Below are 14,845 nucleotides of genomic sequence, written 5' to 3'. Positions count from 1 at the left end.
TCACTTCGCTCACCTGTGAGGCCCCCTGGACAGATGGGCGTTTCGGTCGGATGATCAAATGAGTGCGGTCGGCACCGGATGAGCGCCCACTGAGCTCCAGTGGACTGGGAGGCGCAGCGTCCGGGTCGCAGCCCCCACGGGGCAATCAACCTCAAAGACCCTCATTTAGGAGCGATCGTGGCGCGCGACATCGCGGCTCCCTCCCTGGACACCCTCCCGACGAACCACCAGGAACTGATCTCGTGGGTCAACGAGATCGCCGAACTGACGCAGCCGGACAGTGTGGTCTGGTGTGACGGCTCCGAGGCCGAGTACGAGCGCCTCGCCGAGGAGCTCGTCGTGAAGGGGACGTTCAAGAAGCTCGACCCCATCAAGCGCCCCAACTCGTACTACGCCGCCTCCGACCCGTCCGATGTCGCGCGCGTCGAGGACCGTACGTACATCTGCTCCGAGAAGGAGGAGGACGCGGGCCCCACGAACCACTGGAAGGCCCCCGCTGAGATGCGGGAGATCTTCCGGGGCAACGAGGGGAACGGGGGGATCTTCCGTGGCTCGATGCGCGGACGGACCATGTACGTCGTCCCGTTCTGCATGGGCCCGCTCGGCTCGCCGCTTTCCGCGATCGGCGTCGAGATCACCGACTCGGCCTACGTGGCCGTCTCCATGCGCACGATGACCCGAATGGGCCGACCGGTCCTCGACGAACTGGGCGAGGACGGCTTCTTCGTGAAGGCCGTGCACACGCTGGGCGCCCCGCTGGGTCCCGACGAGGCGGACGTGCCGTGGCCGTGCAACTCCACGAAGTACATCTCGCACTTCCCCGAGGACCGCGAGATCTGGTCGTACGGCTCCGGCTACGGCGGCAACGCCCTGCTCGGCAAGAAGTGTTACGCCCTGCGCATCGCGTCCGTCATGGCGCGCGACGAGGGCTGGCTCGCCGAGCACATGCTGATCCTCAAACTGACGCCGCCGAGCGGTGAGTCGAAGTACGTCGCCGCCGCCTTCCCGAGCGCCTGCGGCAAGACCAACCTCGCGATGCTGGAGCCCACGATCTCCGGCTGGACCGTCGAGACCATCGGCGACGACATCGCCTGGATGCGGTTCGGCGAGGACGGCCGGCTGTACGCGATCAACCCCGAGGCCGGCTTCTTCGGCGTCGCGCCCGGCACCGGCGAGCACACCAACGCCAACGCCATGAAGACGCTGTGGGGCAACTCGGTCTTCACGAACGTCGCGCTCACCGACGACAACGACGTGTGGTGGGAGGGGATGACCGAGGAGACGCCCGCCCACCTCACGGACTGGAAGGGCAACTCCTGGACCCCGGACTCGGGCGTCCCGGCCGCGCACCCCAACGCGCGCTTCACCACCCCCGCCTCGCAGTGCCCGATCATCGCGCCCGAGTGGGAGGACCCGAAGGGCGTGCCGATCTCGGCGATCCTCTTCGGCGGCCGCCGCGCCACGGCCGTGCCGCTGGTGACCGAGTCCTTCGACTGGAACCACGGCGTCTTCCTCGGCGCGAACGTGGCCTCCGAGAAGACCGCCGCCGCCGAGGGCAAGGTCGGCGAGCTGCGCCGCGACCCCTTCGCCATGCTGCCGTTCTGCGGCTACAACATGGGCGACTACATGGCGCACTGGGTGAAGGTGGCCGAGGGCAAGGACGCCGCCAAGCTCCCGAAGATCTACTACGTCAACTGGTTCCGGAAGAACGCGGACGGCAAGTTCGTGTGGCCCGGTTTCGGTGAGAACTCGCGCGTGCTGAAGTGGATCGTGGACCGCCTCGACGGCCGCGCCGAGGGTGTCGAGACGCCGATCGGCGTCCTGCCGACCAAGGAGTCCCTGGACACGAAGGGCCTCGACCTGGCCGACGCGGACCTGGACTTCCTGCTGACGGTGGACAAGGAAGCGTGGCGCGACGAGGCGTCGCTCGTTCCCGGGCACCTCAACACCTTCGGTGACCACACGCCGAAGGAGCTGTGGGACGAGTACCGCAAGCTGGTGGACCGGCTCGGCTGACGTCCGGAATCGAGTGGGCCCCCGCACGCGCCGCGTGCGGGGGGGGGCCCACTCGTGCTTCGCCTGCTTCGCCTAGGCGGCGACGAGCGCGTGCGCTTCCATGCGCTGTGCCGCCAGGATCGCGGCGGCGGTGTCGGCCCGGGAGGCAGCGACCACCAGGGCGCGGCCCGCGAGGGCGTGCGCCCGCTGGTGCAGCGCGTCGATACCGGGTTCGTGGATGGCGGCGGCCACCGTCGCGCGGACCGGCGCCAGGCCCCCGCGCAACCGCGCGACCTGCGCGGCCAGCTTCTCCGCGGCCTCGTCCAGGTCGGTCCCCGGCGTGAGGTGGCGCAGCTCGTCCGTCACGGCGAGGAGTGCGGCCAGGTGCCCGGCGAGCTGGATGTCCAGCTCCTCCTCGCGGGTGCGGTGCGGGAATTCGCCGCTGTCGGCCGCCGTCGAGTGGACCGACTTGGTGCGGATCGGCTCGTACATGGGAGGCCTCCAGGGCATGCGTGTCAGCTTGGCCTCCATCGTACCTTAGATCGTGTCTAAGTTAGAACCTGTCCAAACTAGGAGTGTCACGGCCGCTGTCACGGCTGGCTGTAGCCGTCCAGGAAGTTCCCGATCCGGGTCACCGCCTCCGTCAGCTGCCGGGTGTCGGGCAGCGTGACGACGCGGAAGTGGTCCGGCTCCGGCCAGTTGAAGCCGGTGCCGTGCACCACCATGATCTTCTCGGCCCGCAGCAGGTCGAGGACCATCTGCCGGTCGTCCTTGACCTTGAAGACCTTCGGGTCGAGGCGCGGGAAGAGGTACAGGGCCCCCTTGGGCTTCACGCAGGTCACGCCCGGGATCTGGGTGAGCAGCTCGTACGCGACGTCCCGCTGCTCCTTCAGCCGCCCGCCGGGCAGCACCAGATCGTTGACCGTCTGGCGTCCGCTGAGCGCCGCGACGACGCCGTGCTGGCCCGGCATGTTCGCGCACAGGCGCATGTTCGCCAGGATCGTCAGGCCCTCGATGTACGACTCCGCGTGCGCGCGCGGGCCGGAGATCGCCATCCAGCCGACGCGGTAGCCGGCCACGCGGTACGCCTTCGACATGCCGTTGAACGTGAGCGTCATCAGGTCCGGCGCGATGGCGGCGGTCGGGGTGTGCGTGGCGTCGTCGTAGAGGATCTTGTCGTAGATCTCGTCGGAGCAGACGAGGAGGTTGTGGCGGCGGGCGATGTCGGTGAGGCCGCGCAGCATCTCGTCGCTGTAGACGGCGCCGGTGGGGTTGTTGGGGTTGATGATGACGATCGCCTTGGTGCGGTCGGTCACCTTGCGCTCGATGTCGGCGAGGTCCGGCATCCAGTCCGCCTGCTCGTCGCAGCGGTAGTGCACGGCGGTGCCGCCGGAGAGCGAGACCGCGGCCGTCCACAGGGGGTAGTCCGGGGCGGGGACGAGCACCTCGTCGCCGTCGTCGAGCAGCCCCTGCATCGCCATCACGATCAGCTCGGAGACGCCGTTGCCGATGAAGACGTGCTCGACGTCGGTCTCCACGCCGAGGGTCTGGTAGTGCATCATCACCGCGCGGCGGGCGGCGAGCAGGCCCTTGGCGTCGCCGTAGCCGTGCGCGTCCCCGAGGTTGCGGAGCATGTCCTCAAGGATCTCCGGTGGGCACTCGAAGCCGAACGCCGCCGGGTTGCCGGTGTTGAGCTTCAGGATGCGGTGTCCTGCCGCCTCCAGCCGCATCGCTTCCTCGAGAACCGGGCCACGGATCTCGTAGCAGACGTTGGAGAGCTTGGTCGACTGGATGAGCTGCATCCCCAAACTTTACGGCCGTGTTTCGGGATGCCGCGCACCCTTTGTCGGCCGGTGGGGCGGCGCCGTCGGTGCCGGTTTCGGAAGCGGTGGCACGGGGTGCCGGATGCCTCCGGAACGGCGGGTTCCGGGGTGGGTGCGGCTTTGATGCGGCGGGTCGGCGGGGCAGGTGAGATGGGCCACGCCTGGCCTCCGAGTGATCCGCGCGTCGTGTCTAATCGCGCGTATGTTCGAAACGTTCGCTACGGTGGGGCCATGCTTCAGGGATCGCTGTTCGACCAGGCCGAGGAGACGGCGCTCGGGTCGCTCGAAGCGGTGCGGCGCACCGTGCTCGGCGACGGCGCCTGGATCGACGTGCTGCCGGGCTGGCTGAGCGGGGCCGACGAGCTGTACGAACACCTCGCGGGCGGCGTGCCGTGGAAGGCCGAGCGGCGGCAGATGTACGAGCGGATCGTCGACGTGCCGCGGCTGCTCAGGTTCTACGGGGCGGGGGAGCGGCTGCCACACCCCGTGCTCGACGCGGCGCGGGACGCGCTGTCCGCGTACTACGCGCGGGAGTTGGGCGAGCCGTTCAGCACGGCGGGCCTCTGCTACTACCGGGACGGGCGGGACAGCGTCGCCTGGCACGGTGACCGGATCGGGCGCGGGGCCCGCGAGGACACGATGGTCGCCATCCTGTCAGTGGGCACGCCGCGGGACCTGGTGCTGCGGCCCGTCGGAGGCGGTCCCGTCGTGCGCCGACCGCTCGGGCACGGCGACCTCATCGTCATGGGCGGGTCCTGCCAGCGGACCTGGGAGCACGCGATCCCCAAGTCCGCCCGCGCGGCCGGCGGCCGGATCAGTGTCCAGTTCCGGCCGCACGGCGTGCGGTGATCAGACGGTCCTGCGCACCGACCGGCCCGCGAGGACGTCCGTGCGCTTGCCGTCCTCGATCACGAACTTCCCGTCGACGAGGACGTGCGGGATGCCGACCGGCAGCGTGCGCGGCGCCTCGAAGGTGGAGCCCGCCGCGACCGTCTCCGGGTCGAACAGGACCAGGTCGGCGCGGTACCCCTCGCGGACCAGACCGCGGTCCGGCAGGCGCAGGCGGGCGGCCGGGCGCGATGTGAGGTGCGCGACCGTCTCCTCCAGGGACATGACGCCGAGGTCGCGGGCGTAGTGGCCCAGGTAGTGCGGGAACGTGCCGTACGCGCGCGGGTGCGGCTTGTAGCCCTGGAGGATGCCGTCGCTGCCGCCCGTGTGCACGGGGTGCTGCATGATCGCCCGGACGTTCTCCTCGTGGCCGACGTGCTGGAGGATCGACGAGCCGAGGTTGTCGTTGATCAGCAGGCGGCGGGCGGTGACCCACGGGGCCTCGCCGCGCTCGGCGGCGGCCTGCGCGACGGTCTTGCCGACGCAGGAGGCCAGGCCCGGGTCGGAGACGCCCGAGATCTCGATCCTGTCCCACTCGATCGGCACGCCGTGGCAGCCGTCCGCGCCGATCTCCTCGACGTGGTGGCGGATCCGCTCGGCGGTCTCGTCGTCCTTCAGTCGGGCGAGGGTGGCGTCGGGGCCGCCCTCGTTGGCCCAACTCGGCAGCATCGCCACGAGAGTTGTCGCGCCCGGGGTGTACGGGTACGTGTCCAGGCTGATGTCGGCGCCGTCCGCGATGGCTTCGTCGAGGAGGGCCAGCAGGTCGACTCCCTTGCCCTTGTTCACGCCGAAGTTCATGGTGGCGTGCGCGAGGTGCAGGGAGCAGCCCGCGGTGCGGGTCAACTCCACCATCTCCCGGTACGCGTCGAGCGCCCCGGCGCCGTAACTGCGGTGGTGCGGGCAGTAGTAGCCGCCGTACGAGGCCACCACCCGGCACAGTTCGGTGAGTTCGGCGTCCTTCGCGTACATGCCGGGGGTGTAGGTGAGGCCGGACGACATGCCGACCGCGCCCTGCTCCATGCCCTCGGCGACGAGCTGCTTCATGCGCTCCAGCTCGGCCGGCGTCGCGTCGCGGTCGTCCCAGCCGACCGCGTACATACGGACCGTGCCCTGCGGGATGAGGTACGCGGCGTTCACCGCGATGCCCTGCCGGTCGATGCGGTCCAGGTACTCGCCGACCGTGCGCCAGTCGAAGTCGATGTCCGAACCGTCGCCGTTCCAGCCCGTGATCGCCTGGCGGACCTGGGCGAGGGTGCGGTCGTCGACGGGCGCGTACGAGAGGCCGTCCTGGCCCAGCACTTCGAGGGTGACGCCCTGGGCGGCCTTCGCGCTGTGGTCCGGGTCGCGGAGCACGGCGAGGTCGCTGTGCGCGTGCATGTCGATGAAGCCGGGGGAGAGGGCGAGGCCCTCGGCCTCGATGGTGCGGGTGCCGGTGGGGCGGGGGCCGTCTCCCTCGCGGCGGATCTCGGCGATCCGGCCGTCCGTGACGGCCACGTCGGCTCGGTACGAGGCGCTGCCGCTGCCGTCGATGACGCGGGCGTCGCGGATGACCAGGTCCATGGGGGGTGCCTCTCTGGGGGTGGGCAGATCAAGCCCCTGCGGCGATTGAGCAGCGGGGTCCGGGGCGGAGCCCCGAGGCGTAGGCGGCGGGGCCGGGGTCGTCGTGTCGGCGCGCGGCGCCGGGGTGCCGCCTTGCCCACCCTGCCGCCCAAGGCGGCAGATTGCCCAAGGCGGCGCGGTCGGCCGTGCCGGTGGGGCTAGAAGTACGTGCGGATGTAGTCGACGACCGTGCCGTCCGATTCCACCAGGGGGATCAGCTGCCACTTGTCGAACGACGTGCACGGGTGCGAAAGGCCCATCCCGAGCCAGTCACCCACCTCGACATCCGCGCCCGGCTCCGTGCGAACCCACCCGTGCTGGTCGGAGAGCCCGGTCACCGCGACACCCGCGGCCTCGCGGACCTCGCCGGTCCGCGCGTCCCGGACGACCTGTGCCTCGGGCAGGTCGATGTCGTACGCGGCGTCCCGCTTGCCGGCGTTGGTGAACGCCTGGCCGTCGTTCGGCCGCGACACGAACTGCGCCCACAGCCGGAACGCCGGCTCAAGCGCGCCCTCCTCCGGGACCCGGTTGAACGGGGTCAGGTGCCGGTAGTGGCCGTCGTCGTGCGATACGTACGCGCCCGAGCGCAGCAACTTCAGTACAGGAACGCTCAGTTCGGGGATCTCGGCGAACACGTCCGCCACCGCGTCGAACCACGCGGAGCCGCCCGCGCTCACCACGATCTCGTCGAGGCCCTCGAACCGGCCCGCCTTGTCGAAGTCCGCCGCGAGCGCCACCAGTCGGCGCAGCCAGGCGCGCACCCGCTCGCCGTCGGCGTCCGGCACCTCGCCCTCGTAGCCCGCGACACCGACGAGGCGCAGCTCGGAGGAGGCCGCCACCGCGTCCGCGATCGCCGCGCAGTCCGCCTCGGTACGGGCCCCGGTGCGCGCGCCGTCGCCCGCGCCGAGCTCCACCACCACGTCGACCGGGCGGTCCGCGCCGGCCTCGGCCAGGGCGGCCTGCATCAGTTCCACGCCGCGCACGGAGTCGACGTAGCAGATGAAGCGGAAGGACGGGTCGGCGTCGAGCTCCTTCGAGAGCCACTTCAGCGCCGCCGCGTCGACCAGCTCGTTCGCCAGGAAGATCCGGTCGATGCCGAACTCCCGCGCCACGCGCACCTGGTGGGGCACGGCGAGGGTGATGCCCCAGGCGCCGTGTTCGAGCTGCCGGTGGAAGAGCTGCGGGGCCATCGACGTCTTGCCGTGCGGGGCGAAGGCGAGGCCATGGCGGGTGGAGTAGGCCTCCATGAGCGCGAGGTTGTGCTCCAGGCGCTCGGCGGAGAGGGCGAGGACGGGCGTGGTGAAGCCGTCCGTGAAGAGGTTCAGGCGGCGGGCGGCCAGTTCGCCGATCGTGGCGCCGTCGGCCTCGGGAGGCAGGCCCTTGAAGCGGAAGTCCACCCGCTCCGTCGCCAGCTCCTCAAGGCGAGCGATGCGGCGCTCGGCGGCTGACCCGGCGGACTCGGCGGGATAGGCGTTCTGGGCGGTCACGGCGCCTCCTCCAGGCAGCCCGTTGCACCATTTGCAACGGTCATTGCGTATGTCGCTTCATGCTGTCTAACATCCGAGCCAACGTCGGGTCAACGGAGCCCGAAGTCCCCTGCCGCGAGGAGTGCGACCCACCGTGACCGCCACCGGACCCGCAGTACCGACCAGCGCCGTCGATGGCGCCGATGTAGTCGCGCTCGGTGAGTCCATGGTCACGTTCCGGCCGTCCGTGCCGGGGCGGCTCGCCGACGTGCCCTCGTTCGATCGCGGGATCGGCGGCGCCGAGTCCAACGTGGCGTGCGTGCTCGCGGCCGCCGGGCACCGCTCCGCCTGGGTCAGCCGGGTCGGCGCCGACGGGTTCGGCGACCACCTCGTGGAGGCCATCGGCGCGTACGGCGTCGACACCTCCGCCGTCCGGCGCGATCTGCACCGGCCCACCGGCATCTACTTCCGCACGGCGGGCGACCGGGCCACCGCCGCCCACGAGGTCGCCTACTACCGCGCCGGCTCCGCCGCCTCCGCGATGTCCACCGCCAACCTGGACCTGGACGCGCTGCGCTCCGGCCGGATCCTGCACCTGTCCGGGATCACCGCCGCGCTCTCCGCCGGCTGCCTCGACCTGCTGCGCGAGCTGACCGCCCCGCGCGCGGGCCGCCCCCTCGTCTCCTTCGACGTCAACTACCGGCCCGGCCTGTGGTCCGGCTCCGCCGAGGGTCCGGGCGTACTCCTGGAACTCGCGCGCGGCGCCGACATCGTCTTCGTCGGAGACGACGAGGCCGAGGACGCCTGGGGCATCACCGGCGGACCCGACGCGATCCGTGCGGCGCTCCCGGAGCCCGCGCTGCTCGTCGTGAAGCGGGGCGCCGACGGCGCGATCGCGTACGACGCCGACGGACGCCACGAGGAGCCCTCCCCGCGCGTCGACGTCGTCGCCGCCGTGGGTGCGGGCGACGCCTTCGCCGCCGGATTCCTCTCCGCCACGCTGCGCGAGCTGCCCGTCGCCGAACGCCTTCGGCACGGCCACCTCTGGGCCGCCGTCGCCCTCACCGAGCCCGGCGACCTCGCCGCACCCCCGAGCCGCGCCCGGGCCGACCGCCTCGTCGGCCTCGACGCCGCGCAGTGGGGGACACTGCACGTCGGCCCCGGTTGGGCGGCAGCCGACGCCACCGACGAGCCGACCGCCGAGGAGGTACGTACGCCATGAGCCAGACCGTCGACCGCGCGCTCAGCATCCTGCCGCTGCTCGCCGAGGGGCCCGCCGACCTGGGCCAGGTCGCCGACCGCCTCGACGTGCACAAGTCCACGGCGCTGCGCCTGCTGCGCACCCTCCACGAGCACGGCCTGGTCTACCGCCAGTCCGACCAGCGCTACCGCCTCGGCGCCCGCCTCTTCGCGCTCGCCCAGGAGGCCGTCGAGAACCTCGACGTCCGCGAGATCGCCCACGCCCACCTCGTCGAACTCAACGAGAAGGTCGGGCACACCATCCACCTCGCCGTGTACGCGGAGAACGAGGTCCTCTACATCGACAAGGTCGAGAGCCGCTACCCGGTGCGCATGTACTCGCGCGTCGGCAAGCCGGTCGCCATCACCGTGGCCGCCGTCGCCAAGCTGCTGCTCGCCGACCTCTCCGATGCCGAGCGCCGCGCCATCGCGGAGAAGCTCGACTACCCCATGTACACGGCCCGTTCCACCCCCAACGCCGCAGCGTTCCTGCGGGAGTTGGAGAAGGTACGCGAACAGGGCTGGGCCACCGACCTCGGTGGCCACGAGGAGTCCATCAACTGCGTCGGCGCCCCCATCCGAGGCGCGGACGGCCGGGTCGTCGCCGCCATGTCGGTCTCCGCGCCGAATGTCGTCGTCACCGCCGAGGAACTCCTCACGCTGCTCCCGCTGGTGCGCCGCACGGCGGAAGCCATCAGCCGGGACTACTCCGGTACCCCTCCCAAGTAACACCCCTCCGAAGGAAGCCAGTTCACATGTCCGAGAAGACCGCCCTCACGCCCTCCACCCACACCACCCCGCCGGCGAAGTTCTCCCACGGCGTCAAGAAGGGCAACATCCTTCAGGTCGCCGGCCAGGTCGGCTTCCTGCCGGCCGAGGAGGGCAAGGCCCCGACCCCCGCGGGCCCGACCCTCAAGGAGCAGACCCTCCAGACGTTCGCCAACGTCAAGGCGATCCTCGAAGAGGGCGGCGCGAGCTGGGACGACGTCATGATGATGCGCGTCTACCTGACGGACGTCGACCACTTCGCCGAGATGAACGCCATCTACAACGAGTACTTCGAGGAGCAGGGCCTCAAGGCCCCGGCCTCCGCCCGTACGACCGTCTACGTCGGTCTGCCCAAGGGCCTGCTCATCGAGATCGACGCGCTCGCCGTCCTGAGCTGAGCCACCCCCTCCGCGCCACGGTGCGGCGCCCCGCGGGGCGCCGCACCGCGATCCCTCCTGCCTGAAAACCCTGGAAAAGCCCCGCATCCCCACATGTACTTACGAGGTCAACGATGTCCCCGTACGCCCCCCTCACGTCCGCCGCCGCGGACGCGCCTGAGCACACCGGTGGTCTGCTCCTCCTGATACCCGGCACGGCCGGTTTGCTGACCGTTGCCGTCCTCGGCATCGTGCTGCTGCTCTTCCTGATCATCAAGGCCCGGTTGCAGCCCTTCGTGGCCCTCCTGACGGTCTCCATCGCCGTCGGCCTCGCCGCCGGCCTCTCCGTCACCGAACTCTTCGGCACCGTCCAGAAGTCCACCGCCACCTCCGTCATCGAGGACGGCATGGGCGGGACCCTCGGACATATCGCGATCATCATCGGCCTGGGCACCATGCTCGGCGCGATCCTCGAAGTGTCCGGCGGCGCCGAAGTCCTCGCGTCCCGCCTGATCACACTCTTCGGCGAGAAGCGCGCCCCCGTCGCGATGGGCCTCACCGGACTCATCTTCGGCATCCCGGTCTTCTTCGACGTCGGCATCTTCGTGCTCGCGCCGATCGTCTACGCGGCCGCCAAGCGCGGCGGCAAGTCGATCCTGCTGTACTGCCTGCCGCTGCTCGCGGGCCTGTCGATGACGCACGCGTTCCTGCCCCCGCACCCGGGGCCCGTCGCCGCGGCCGGTCTGCTCCACGTCGACCTCGGCTGGGTCATCCTCATGGGCATCGTCTGCGGCATCCCGGCCGTGCTCGCCGCGTGGGGCTGGGCCGCCTGGATCGGCAAGAAGATCTTCGTGCCCGTTCCGCAGGACATGGTCGAGGCCGCCGACGAGGCGAAGGCCGCACTCGCGGAGGAGCAGCGCAAGGACGGCATCACGCCCCGCGAGGACCCGGTCCCGCTCGGCATCGTCTTCACGATCATCGCCATCCCGCTGGTGCTGATCCTCGCCGCGACCTTCTCCTCGATCGCCATGGACCCCTCCACGGCCCGCTCGGTCATCGAGTTCTTCGGCAACCCGTTCGTGGCGCTCACCCTCGCGCTGTTCGCCGCGTACTACCTGCTCGGCCTGCGCCGCGGCTGGTCCCGCAAGTCCCTGGAGACGGTGTCCACCGCGTCGCTGAAGCCGGTCGCCAACATCCTGCTCGTCGTCGGCGCGGGCGGGGTCTTCGGCGCCGTCCTGCAGGCCAGCGGCATCGCGCAGGCGCTGTCCGACACGTTCAGCAGCATCGGTCTGCCGATCATGGTCCTGGCGTACCTGATCTCGCTGGTGCTGCGCGTCGCGCAGGGTTCGGCGACGGTCGCCATCGTCACCACGGCCGGCATCGTGGGCCCGCTGCTCCAGGCCGGCGACTACTCGCAGCCGTACACGGCCCTCGTCATCATGGCGATCTCGGCGGGCTCCATCTTCGCCTCGCACGTCAACGACGGCGGCTTCTGGATGGTCTCCAAGTACTTCGGGATCTCCGAGCGGGACACCCTGCGCTCGTGGACGGTCCTGGAGTCGGTCCTCTCGATCGCCGGATTCGTGGTGGCCCTGGTGCTCAGCTTCTTCGTCTAGCGCCGCGTCGCGCACCTGTGCCGCACCCCCCTGGGGGAGGTGCGGCACAGGCTTGTCCGCCATACTTCCGCCCGTGGAGCAGCGTATGGAGAACGAGAAGGTCACGCCCGTCACCGGTGCCGGCTTCGACCCGGCGCACATCCCTGGCCTGACGCCCCCTGTTCGGGAGTCGGAGTCCGAGGAGGCCACAGAGGCCGCGGAACCGGCGGAGGAGGTGACGCCGGAGCCGGAGGCGGAGGAGCCCACGCGGGAGGAGCCCCCGGAGGCCTCCCCCGGGAAGGAACCCGAAGCCGACGGCCCAGCCATGGAGGCCGAGGACCGCCGGGGTTCCATCACCGTCGACGCGACCGGCGTCCGCTTCACGCTCGACGACCAGGAGGCCGACTTCACCTGGGACGAGATCAGCGCGGTCGAGTACGGCACCGTGCGCAAGCGCCTCACGGTGACGGTCCACATGCCCAACAGCCGCTGGTTCCCGAACGACGTCGAGGCGCCCGACAAGGCCCGCCTCGCCGAGTGGACGGACCAGTTGGACAAGGCGCTCGACACGTACTTCGAGGAATGAGTTCCTGACGGGCCTCTTGCCAGCGGCCCGTCTTTGCGCACCCTTGGTGTTCATGGCGGACACCACGGGCACCCCAGGAACCGGCATCACCACCTCCTCCGAACCGCACCCCCGAAAGTCCAGCTGGAAATACATCGGCCCCGGCATCGTCGTCGCCGCGACGGGCGTCGGGGCGGGCGACCTCGTCGCCACCCTCATCGCGGGCAGCAACTTCGGTTACACCCTGCTCTGGGCCGCGGTCCTCGGCTGCCTCGTCAAGATCAGCCTCGCGGAGGCGGCGGGCCGCTGGCACCTGGCCACGGGGCGCACCCTCTTCGACGGCTGGGCGAGCCTCGGCAAGTGGACCACGTACTTCTTCGTGATCTACGTGGTGGTCTGGGGCTTCGTGTACGGCGCGGCCGCGATGTCGTCGAGCGGGCTGCCCCTTCAGGCGCTGTTCCCCGACGTGTTCCCGGCCGAGTGGTCGATCAAGCCGTGGGCGATCCTCTGCGGCATCGTCGGCCTGGTCTTCGTCTGGCTGAACAAGTACAGCGTCTTCGAGAAGGTCATGACGGTGCTCGTCGGCGTCATGTTCGTCGTCACCGTCTATCTCGCGATCCGTGTCACCCCGCACCTCGGCGAGGCCTTCGCGGGCTTGCTCCCCGTCCTGCCCGACGAGAAGGACTCGGTCCTCAACACGCTGGGCCTGATCGGTGGCGTGGGCGGCACCATCACCCTTGCCGCGTACGGCTATTGGGTCAACGCGAAGGGCTGGACCAACACCTCCTGGATGAAGGTGATGCGGCTCGACAACCGGGTCGCGTACATCACCACCGGCATCTTCGTCGTGGCGATGCTGTTCGTCGGCGCGGAGCTGCTGCACTCGTCCCACACGGCGATCGCCGAGGGCGACAAGGGCCTCGTCGACCTCTCCAAGATCCTTGAGGCCGAGTACGGCACGGCCACGGCGAAGCTCTTCCTGGTCGGCTTCTTCGCGACGTCCTTCACCTCGCTGATCGGCGTCTGGCACGGCGTGAGCCTGATGTTCGCCGACTTCGTCGAGCGCTACCGGCTCTCCCGCGTCGTCACCGGCGAGGAAGTGGCGAGCGGCGACCGCGAGAAGGGCTGGCCGTTCCGCGCCTTCCTGCTGTGGATGACCTTCCCGCCGATCGTCCTGCTCTTCCAGGGCCAGCCGTTCCGCCTGGTCATCATCTACGGAGTCCTGGGCGCGGCCTTCATGCCGTTCCTGGCGCTCACCCTGGTCTGGCTCCTGAACTCCTCGCGCACCCCGGCGAGTTGGCGCAACGGCTGGCTGAGTAACAGCATGCTGACCGTCGCGGGCCTGCTGTTCGTCGTCCTGTGCGTGAAGCAGATCTGGGACGTGCCCTGGGCGGACTTCTTCTGAAGGCCTAGGCGACAAGCCCTGGGCGACAGGCCCTAGGAGACCTCCTGGACCTCCGCGTCGACGATCTCGCCGTCCTGGACGGTGTACGTGCCCCGGTACGTGCGCACCGTCCCGTCCGTCTGGGACGCCGAGATCAGCGCGTCGACCTCGCCGGCTCGCCGGCCCCCTGGTCGGCCACCTCGACGCTGATGTGGTCCGTCGTGTCGAACCCCGCCGACCAGGCGTCGAAGGAGCCCGCGTCCAGGTTCGAGCCGCCCAGGTCCCAGGCGGCCTCGAAATCACCGGCGTTGATGTAGTCGTAGTACATCGTGACGACGGACTCGTCCTCCGCCGTCTCCGTCTCCTCCGGCTCGTCGGTCTCCTCGGTCGCCTCGGTTTCGGAGGAGTACGAAGGGATCTCGGTGGCCGGGTCGTAGGTGTCGTCGGCGGTGTCGCTCGTCATCGCCGGGGTCATGGGGACCGCCTGCGGCCCGCTTCCCTGCGAGTCGTCGGGGCTGTTGGCGAGGGTCACCCCCACCGCCACACCGGCGACGACGACCACGGCGACCAGGGCCGCGGGCAGCCAGCGCGGCAGCCTGGTCGGGCCCACGCGCATGTACTCCGGGGCGTCGGCAGGGGCGGCGGGCCGGGGGGCCTGTGGCGCCTCGCCCTCGTGCGGGCGCCCGCAGCCGGTGCAGAGCGGCCGCTCCGGCTCCTGGACGCGTACGCCGCAGTGGATGCAGTAACGCATGCCCGTCGCCTACAGGCCTCGTACGGCTTCTTCGATGGTCACCGTCAGGGAGGCCAGTGCGGCGAACCCCGGAACGGCATCCACCAGGCTCCGTGCCATCCGCCGCAGCGCGCCCAGACGGGGCTCGGGTGCGGCCAGCTCGTCACGCGCGTTCTGTGCGAACTCCGCCAGATCGGCGCGCTCCGGGTGGTCCGACGCGTTCAGTTCCTCGATCAGGCGGGCCAGCAGCTCGCTGATCTGCGCGGGGGTCAACCGCTCCGAGCCGCCGGCCCCGTCCGTGGGGGCGACCGTCCGGAAGTCGACGCGCGCGTTGCTGCCGCTGGCCACGACCGTGTGTGTGACCTTCGCGTTCCCCGTGGCGATCACGCCGTCGTTGCTGCGTCCGTCCATGTCCG

General features: G+C 70.5%; 14 protein-coding genes. 8 read left to right on the top strand and 6 right to left on the bottom strand.

Annotated features, from left to right (window positions below; genetic code table 11):
- Positions 1-177: 177 nt before the first annotated feature.
- Positions 178-2,016: a phosphoenolpyruvate carboxykinase (GTP) gene (locus OKJ99_RS21475; RefSeq protein ID WP_326018698.1), complete on the top strand. Its 1,839-nt coding sequence runs from the start codon at positions 178-180 to the stop codon at positions 2,014-2,016.
- A gap of 72 nt (positions 2,017-2,088) precedes the next feature.
- On the opposite strand, the gene OKJ99_RS21470 is transcribed toward OKJ99_RS21475, so the two are convergent.
- Together OKJ99_RS21470 and OKJ99_RS21465 are read right to left on the bottom strand one after the other, a co-directional pair.
- Positions 2,089-2,487, bottom strand: a complete 399-nt coding sequence (locus tag OKJ99_RS21470; protein ID WP_326018696.1) for an SCO4983 family protein — start codon at positions 2,485-2,487, stop codon at positions 2,089-2,091.
- Positions 2,488-2,585: 98 nt separating this feature from the next.
- Positions 2,586-3,797, bottom strand: a complete 1,212-nt coding sequence (locus OKJ99_RS21465) for a pyridoxal phosphate-dependent aminotransferase (RefSeq protein ID WP_326018694.1) — start codon at positions 3,795-3,797, stop codon at positions 2,586-2,588.
- Between the two features lie 252 nt (positions 3,798-4,049).
- On the opposite strand from OKJ99_RS21465, the gene OKJ99_RS21460 reads away from it, so the two are divergent.
- A complete protein-coding gene (locus OKJ99_RS21460) occupies positions 4,050-4,667 on the top strand; it encodes an alpha-ketoglutarate-dependent dioxygenase AlkB (RefSeq protein ID WP_326018692.1) in 618 nt (205 codons plus the stop codon).
- Here OKJ99_RS21460 and OKJ99_RS21455 read toward each other — a convergent pair whose 3' ends face one another.
- Positions 4,668-6,266: an N-acyl-D-amino-acid deacylase family protein gene (locus OKJ99_RS21455; protein ID WP_326018690.1), complete on the bottom strand. Its 1,599-nt coding sequence runs from the start codon at positions 6,264-6,266 to the stop codon at positions 4,668-4,670.
- 197 nt (positions 6,267-6,463) lie between these two features.
- Positions 6,464-7,735, bottom strand: coding sequence for an amino acid deaminase (locus tag OKJ99_RS21450; protein WP_326018763.1), 1,272 nt, complete (start codon positions 7,733-7,735; stop codon positions 6,464-6,466).
- Between the two features lie 190 nt (positions 7,736-7,925).
- Between OKJ99_RS21450 and OKJ99_RS21445 the strand changes: the two genes are divergently transcribed.
- The 6 genes from OKJ99_RS21445 (at position 7,926) to OKJ99_RS21420 (ending at position 13,720) form a co-directional block, all read left to right on the top strand.
- Positions 7,926-8,993, top strand: coding sequence for a sugar kinase (locus tag OKJ99_RS21445; RefSeq protein ID WP_326018688.1), 1,068 nt, complete (start codon positions 7,926-7,928; stop codon positions 8,991-8,993).
- Positions 8,990-9,739, top strand: a complete 750-nt coding sequence (locus OKJ99_RS21440; protein ID WP_326018686.1) for an IclR family transcriptional regulator — start codon at positions 8,990-8,992, stop codon at positions 9,737-9,739. The genes OKJ99_RS21445 and OKJ99_RS21440 overlap by 4 nt, the downstream gene beginning before the upstream one ends.
- A 26-nt stretch (positions 9,740-9,765) precedes the next feature.
- A complete protein-coding gene (locus tag OKJ99_RS21435; protein WP_326018684.1) occupies positions 9,766-10,176 on the top strand; it encodes a RidA family protein in 411 nt (136 codons plus the stop codon).
- Positions 10,177-10,289: 113 nt separating this feature from the next.
- Positions 10,290-11,771 (top strand): GntP family permease, encoded by a 1,482-nt coding sequence (locus OKJ99_RS21430; protein ID WP_326018682.1) that lies wholly within the window; start codon positions 10,290-10,292, stop codon positions 11,769-11,771.
- A 73-nt stretch (positions 11,772-11,844) separates the two neighbouring features.
- Positions 11,845-12,336: a hypothetical protein gene (locus OKJ99_RS21425; RefSeq protein ID WP_326018681.1), complete on the top strand. Its 492-nt coding sequence runs from the start codon at positions 11,845-11,847 to the stop codon at positions 12,334-12,336.
- A 52-nt stretch (positions 12,337-12,388) separates the two neighbouring features.
- The gene (locus tag OKJ99_RS21420) at positions 12,389-13,720 is read left to right on the top strand and encodes an Nramp family divalent metal transporter (protein ID WP_326018680.1); all 1,332 of its coding nucleotides are present in this window, start codon (positions 12,389-12,391) and stop codon (positions 13,718-13,720) included.
- Positions 13,721-13,853: 133 nt separating this feature from the next.
- Here the strand turns inward: OKJ99_RS21420 and OKJ99_RS21415 are convergent, their stop codons facing one another.
- Together OKJ99_RS21415 and OKJ99_RS21410 are read right to left on the bottom strand one after the other, a co-directional pair.
- The gene (locus tag OKJ99_RS21415; RefSeq protein ID WP_326018678.1) at positions 13,854-14,450 is read right to left on the bottom strand and encodes a hypothetical protein; all 597 of its coding nucleotides are present in this window, start codon (positions 14,448-14,450) and stop codon (positions 13,854-13,856) included.
- Between the two features lie 9 nt (positions 14,451-14,459).
- A complete protein-coding gene (locus OKJ99_RS21410) occupies positions 14,460-14,840 on the bottom strand; it encodes a hypothetical protein (RefSeq protein ID WP_326018677.1) in 381 nt (126 codons plus the stop codon).
- Positions 14,841-14,845 lie beyond the last annotated feature (5 nt).

It is taken from the genome of Streptomyces endophyticus, from assembly GCF_035798155.1.
GTDB classification, from domain to species: Bacteria; Actinomycetota; Actinomycetes; order Streptomycetales; family Streptomycetaceae; genus Streptomyces; species Streptomyces endophyticus.
Note: the sequence above shows the minus strand (reverse complement) of the source record. Positions and strands in the feature narration are given on the sequence as shown.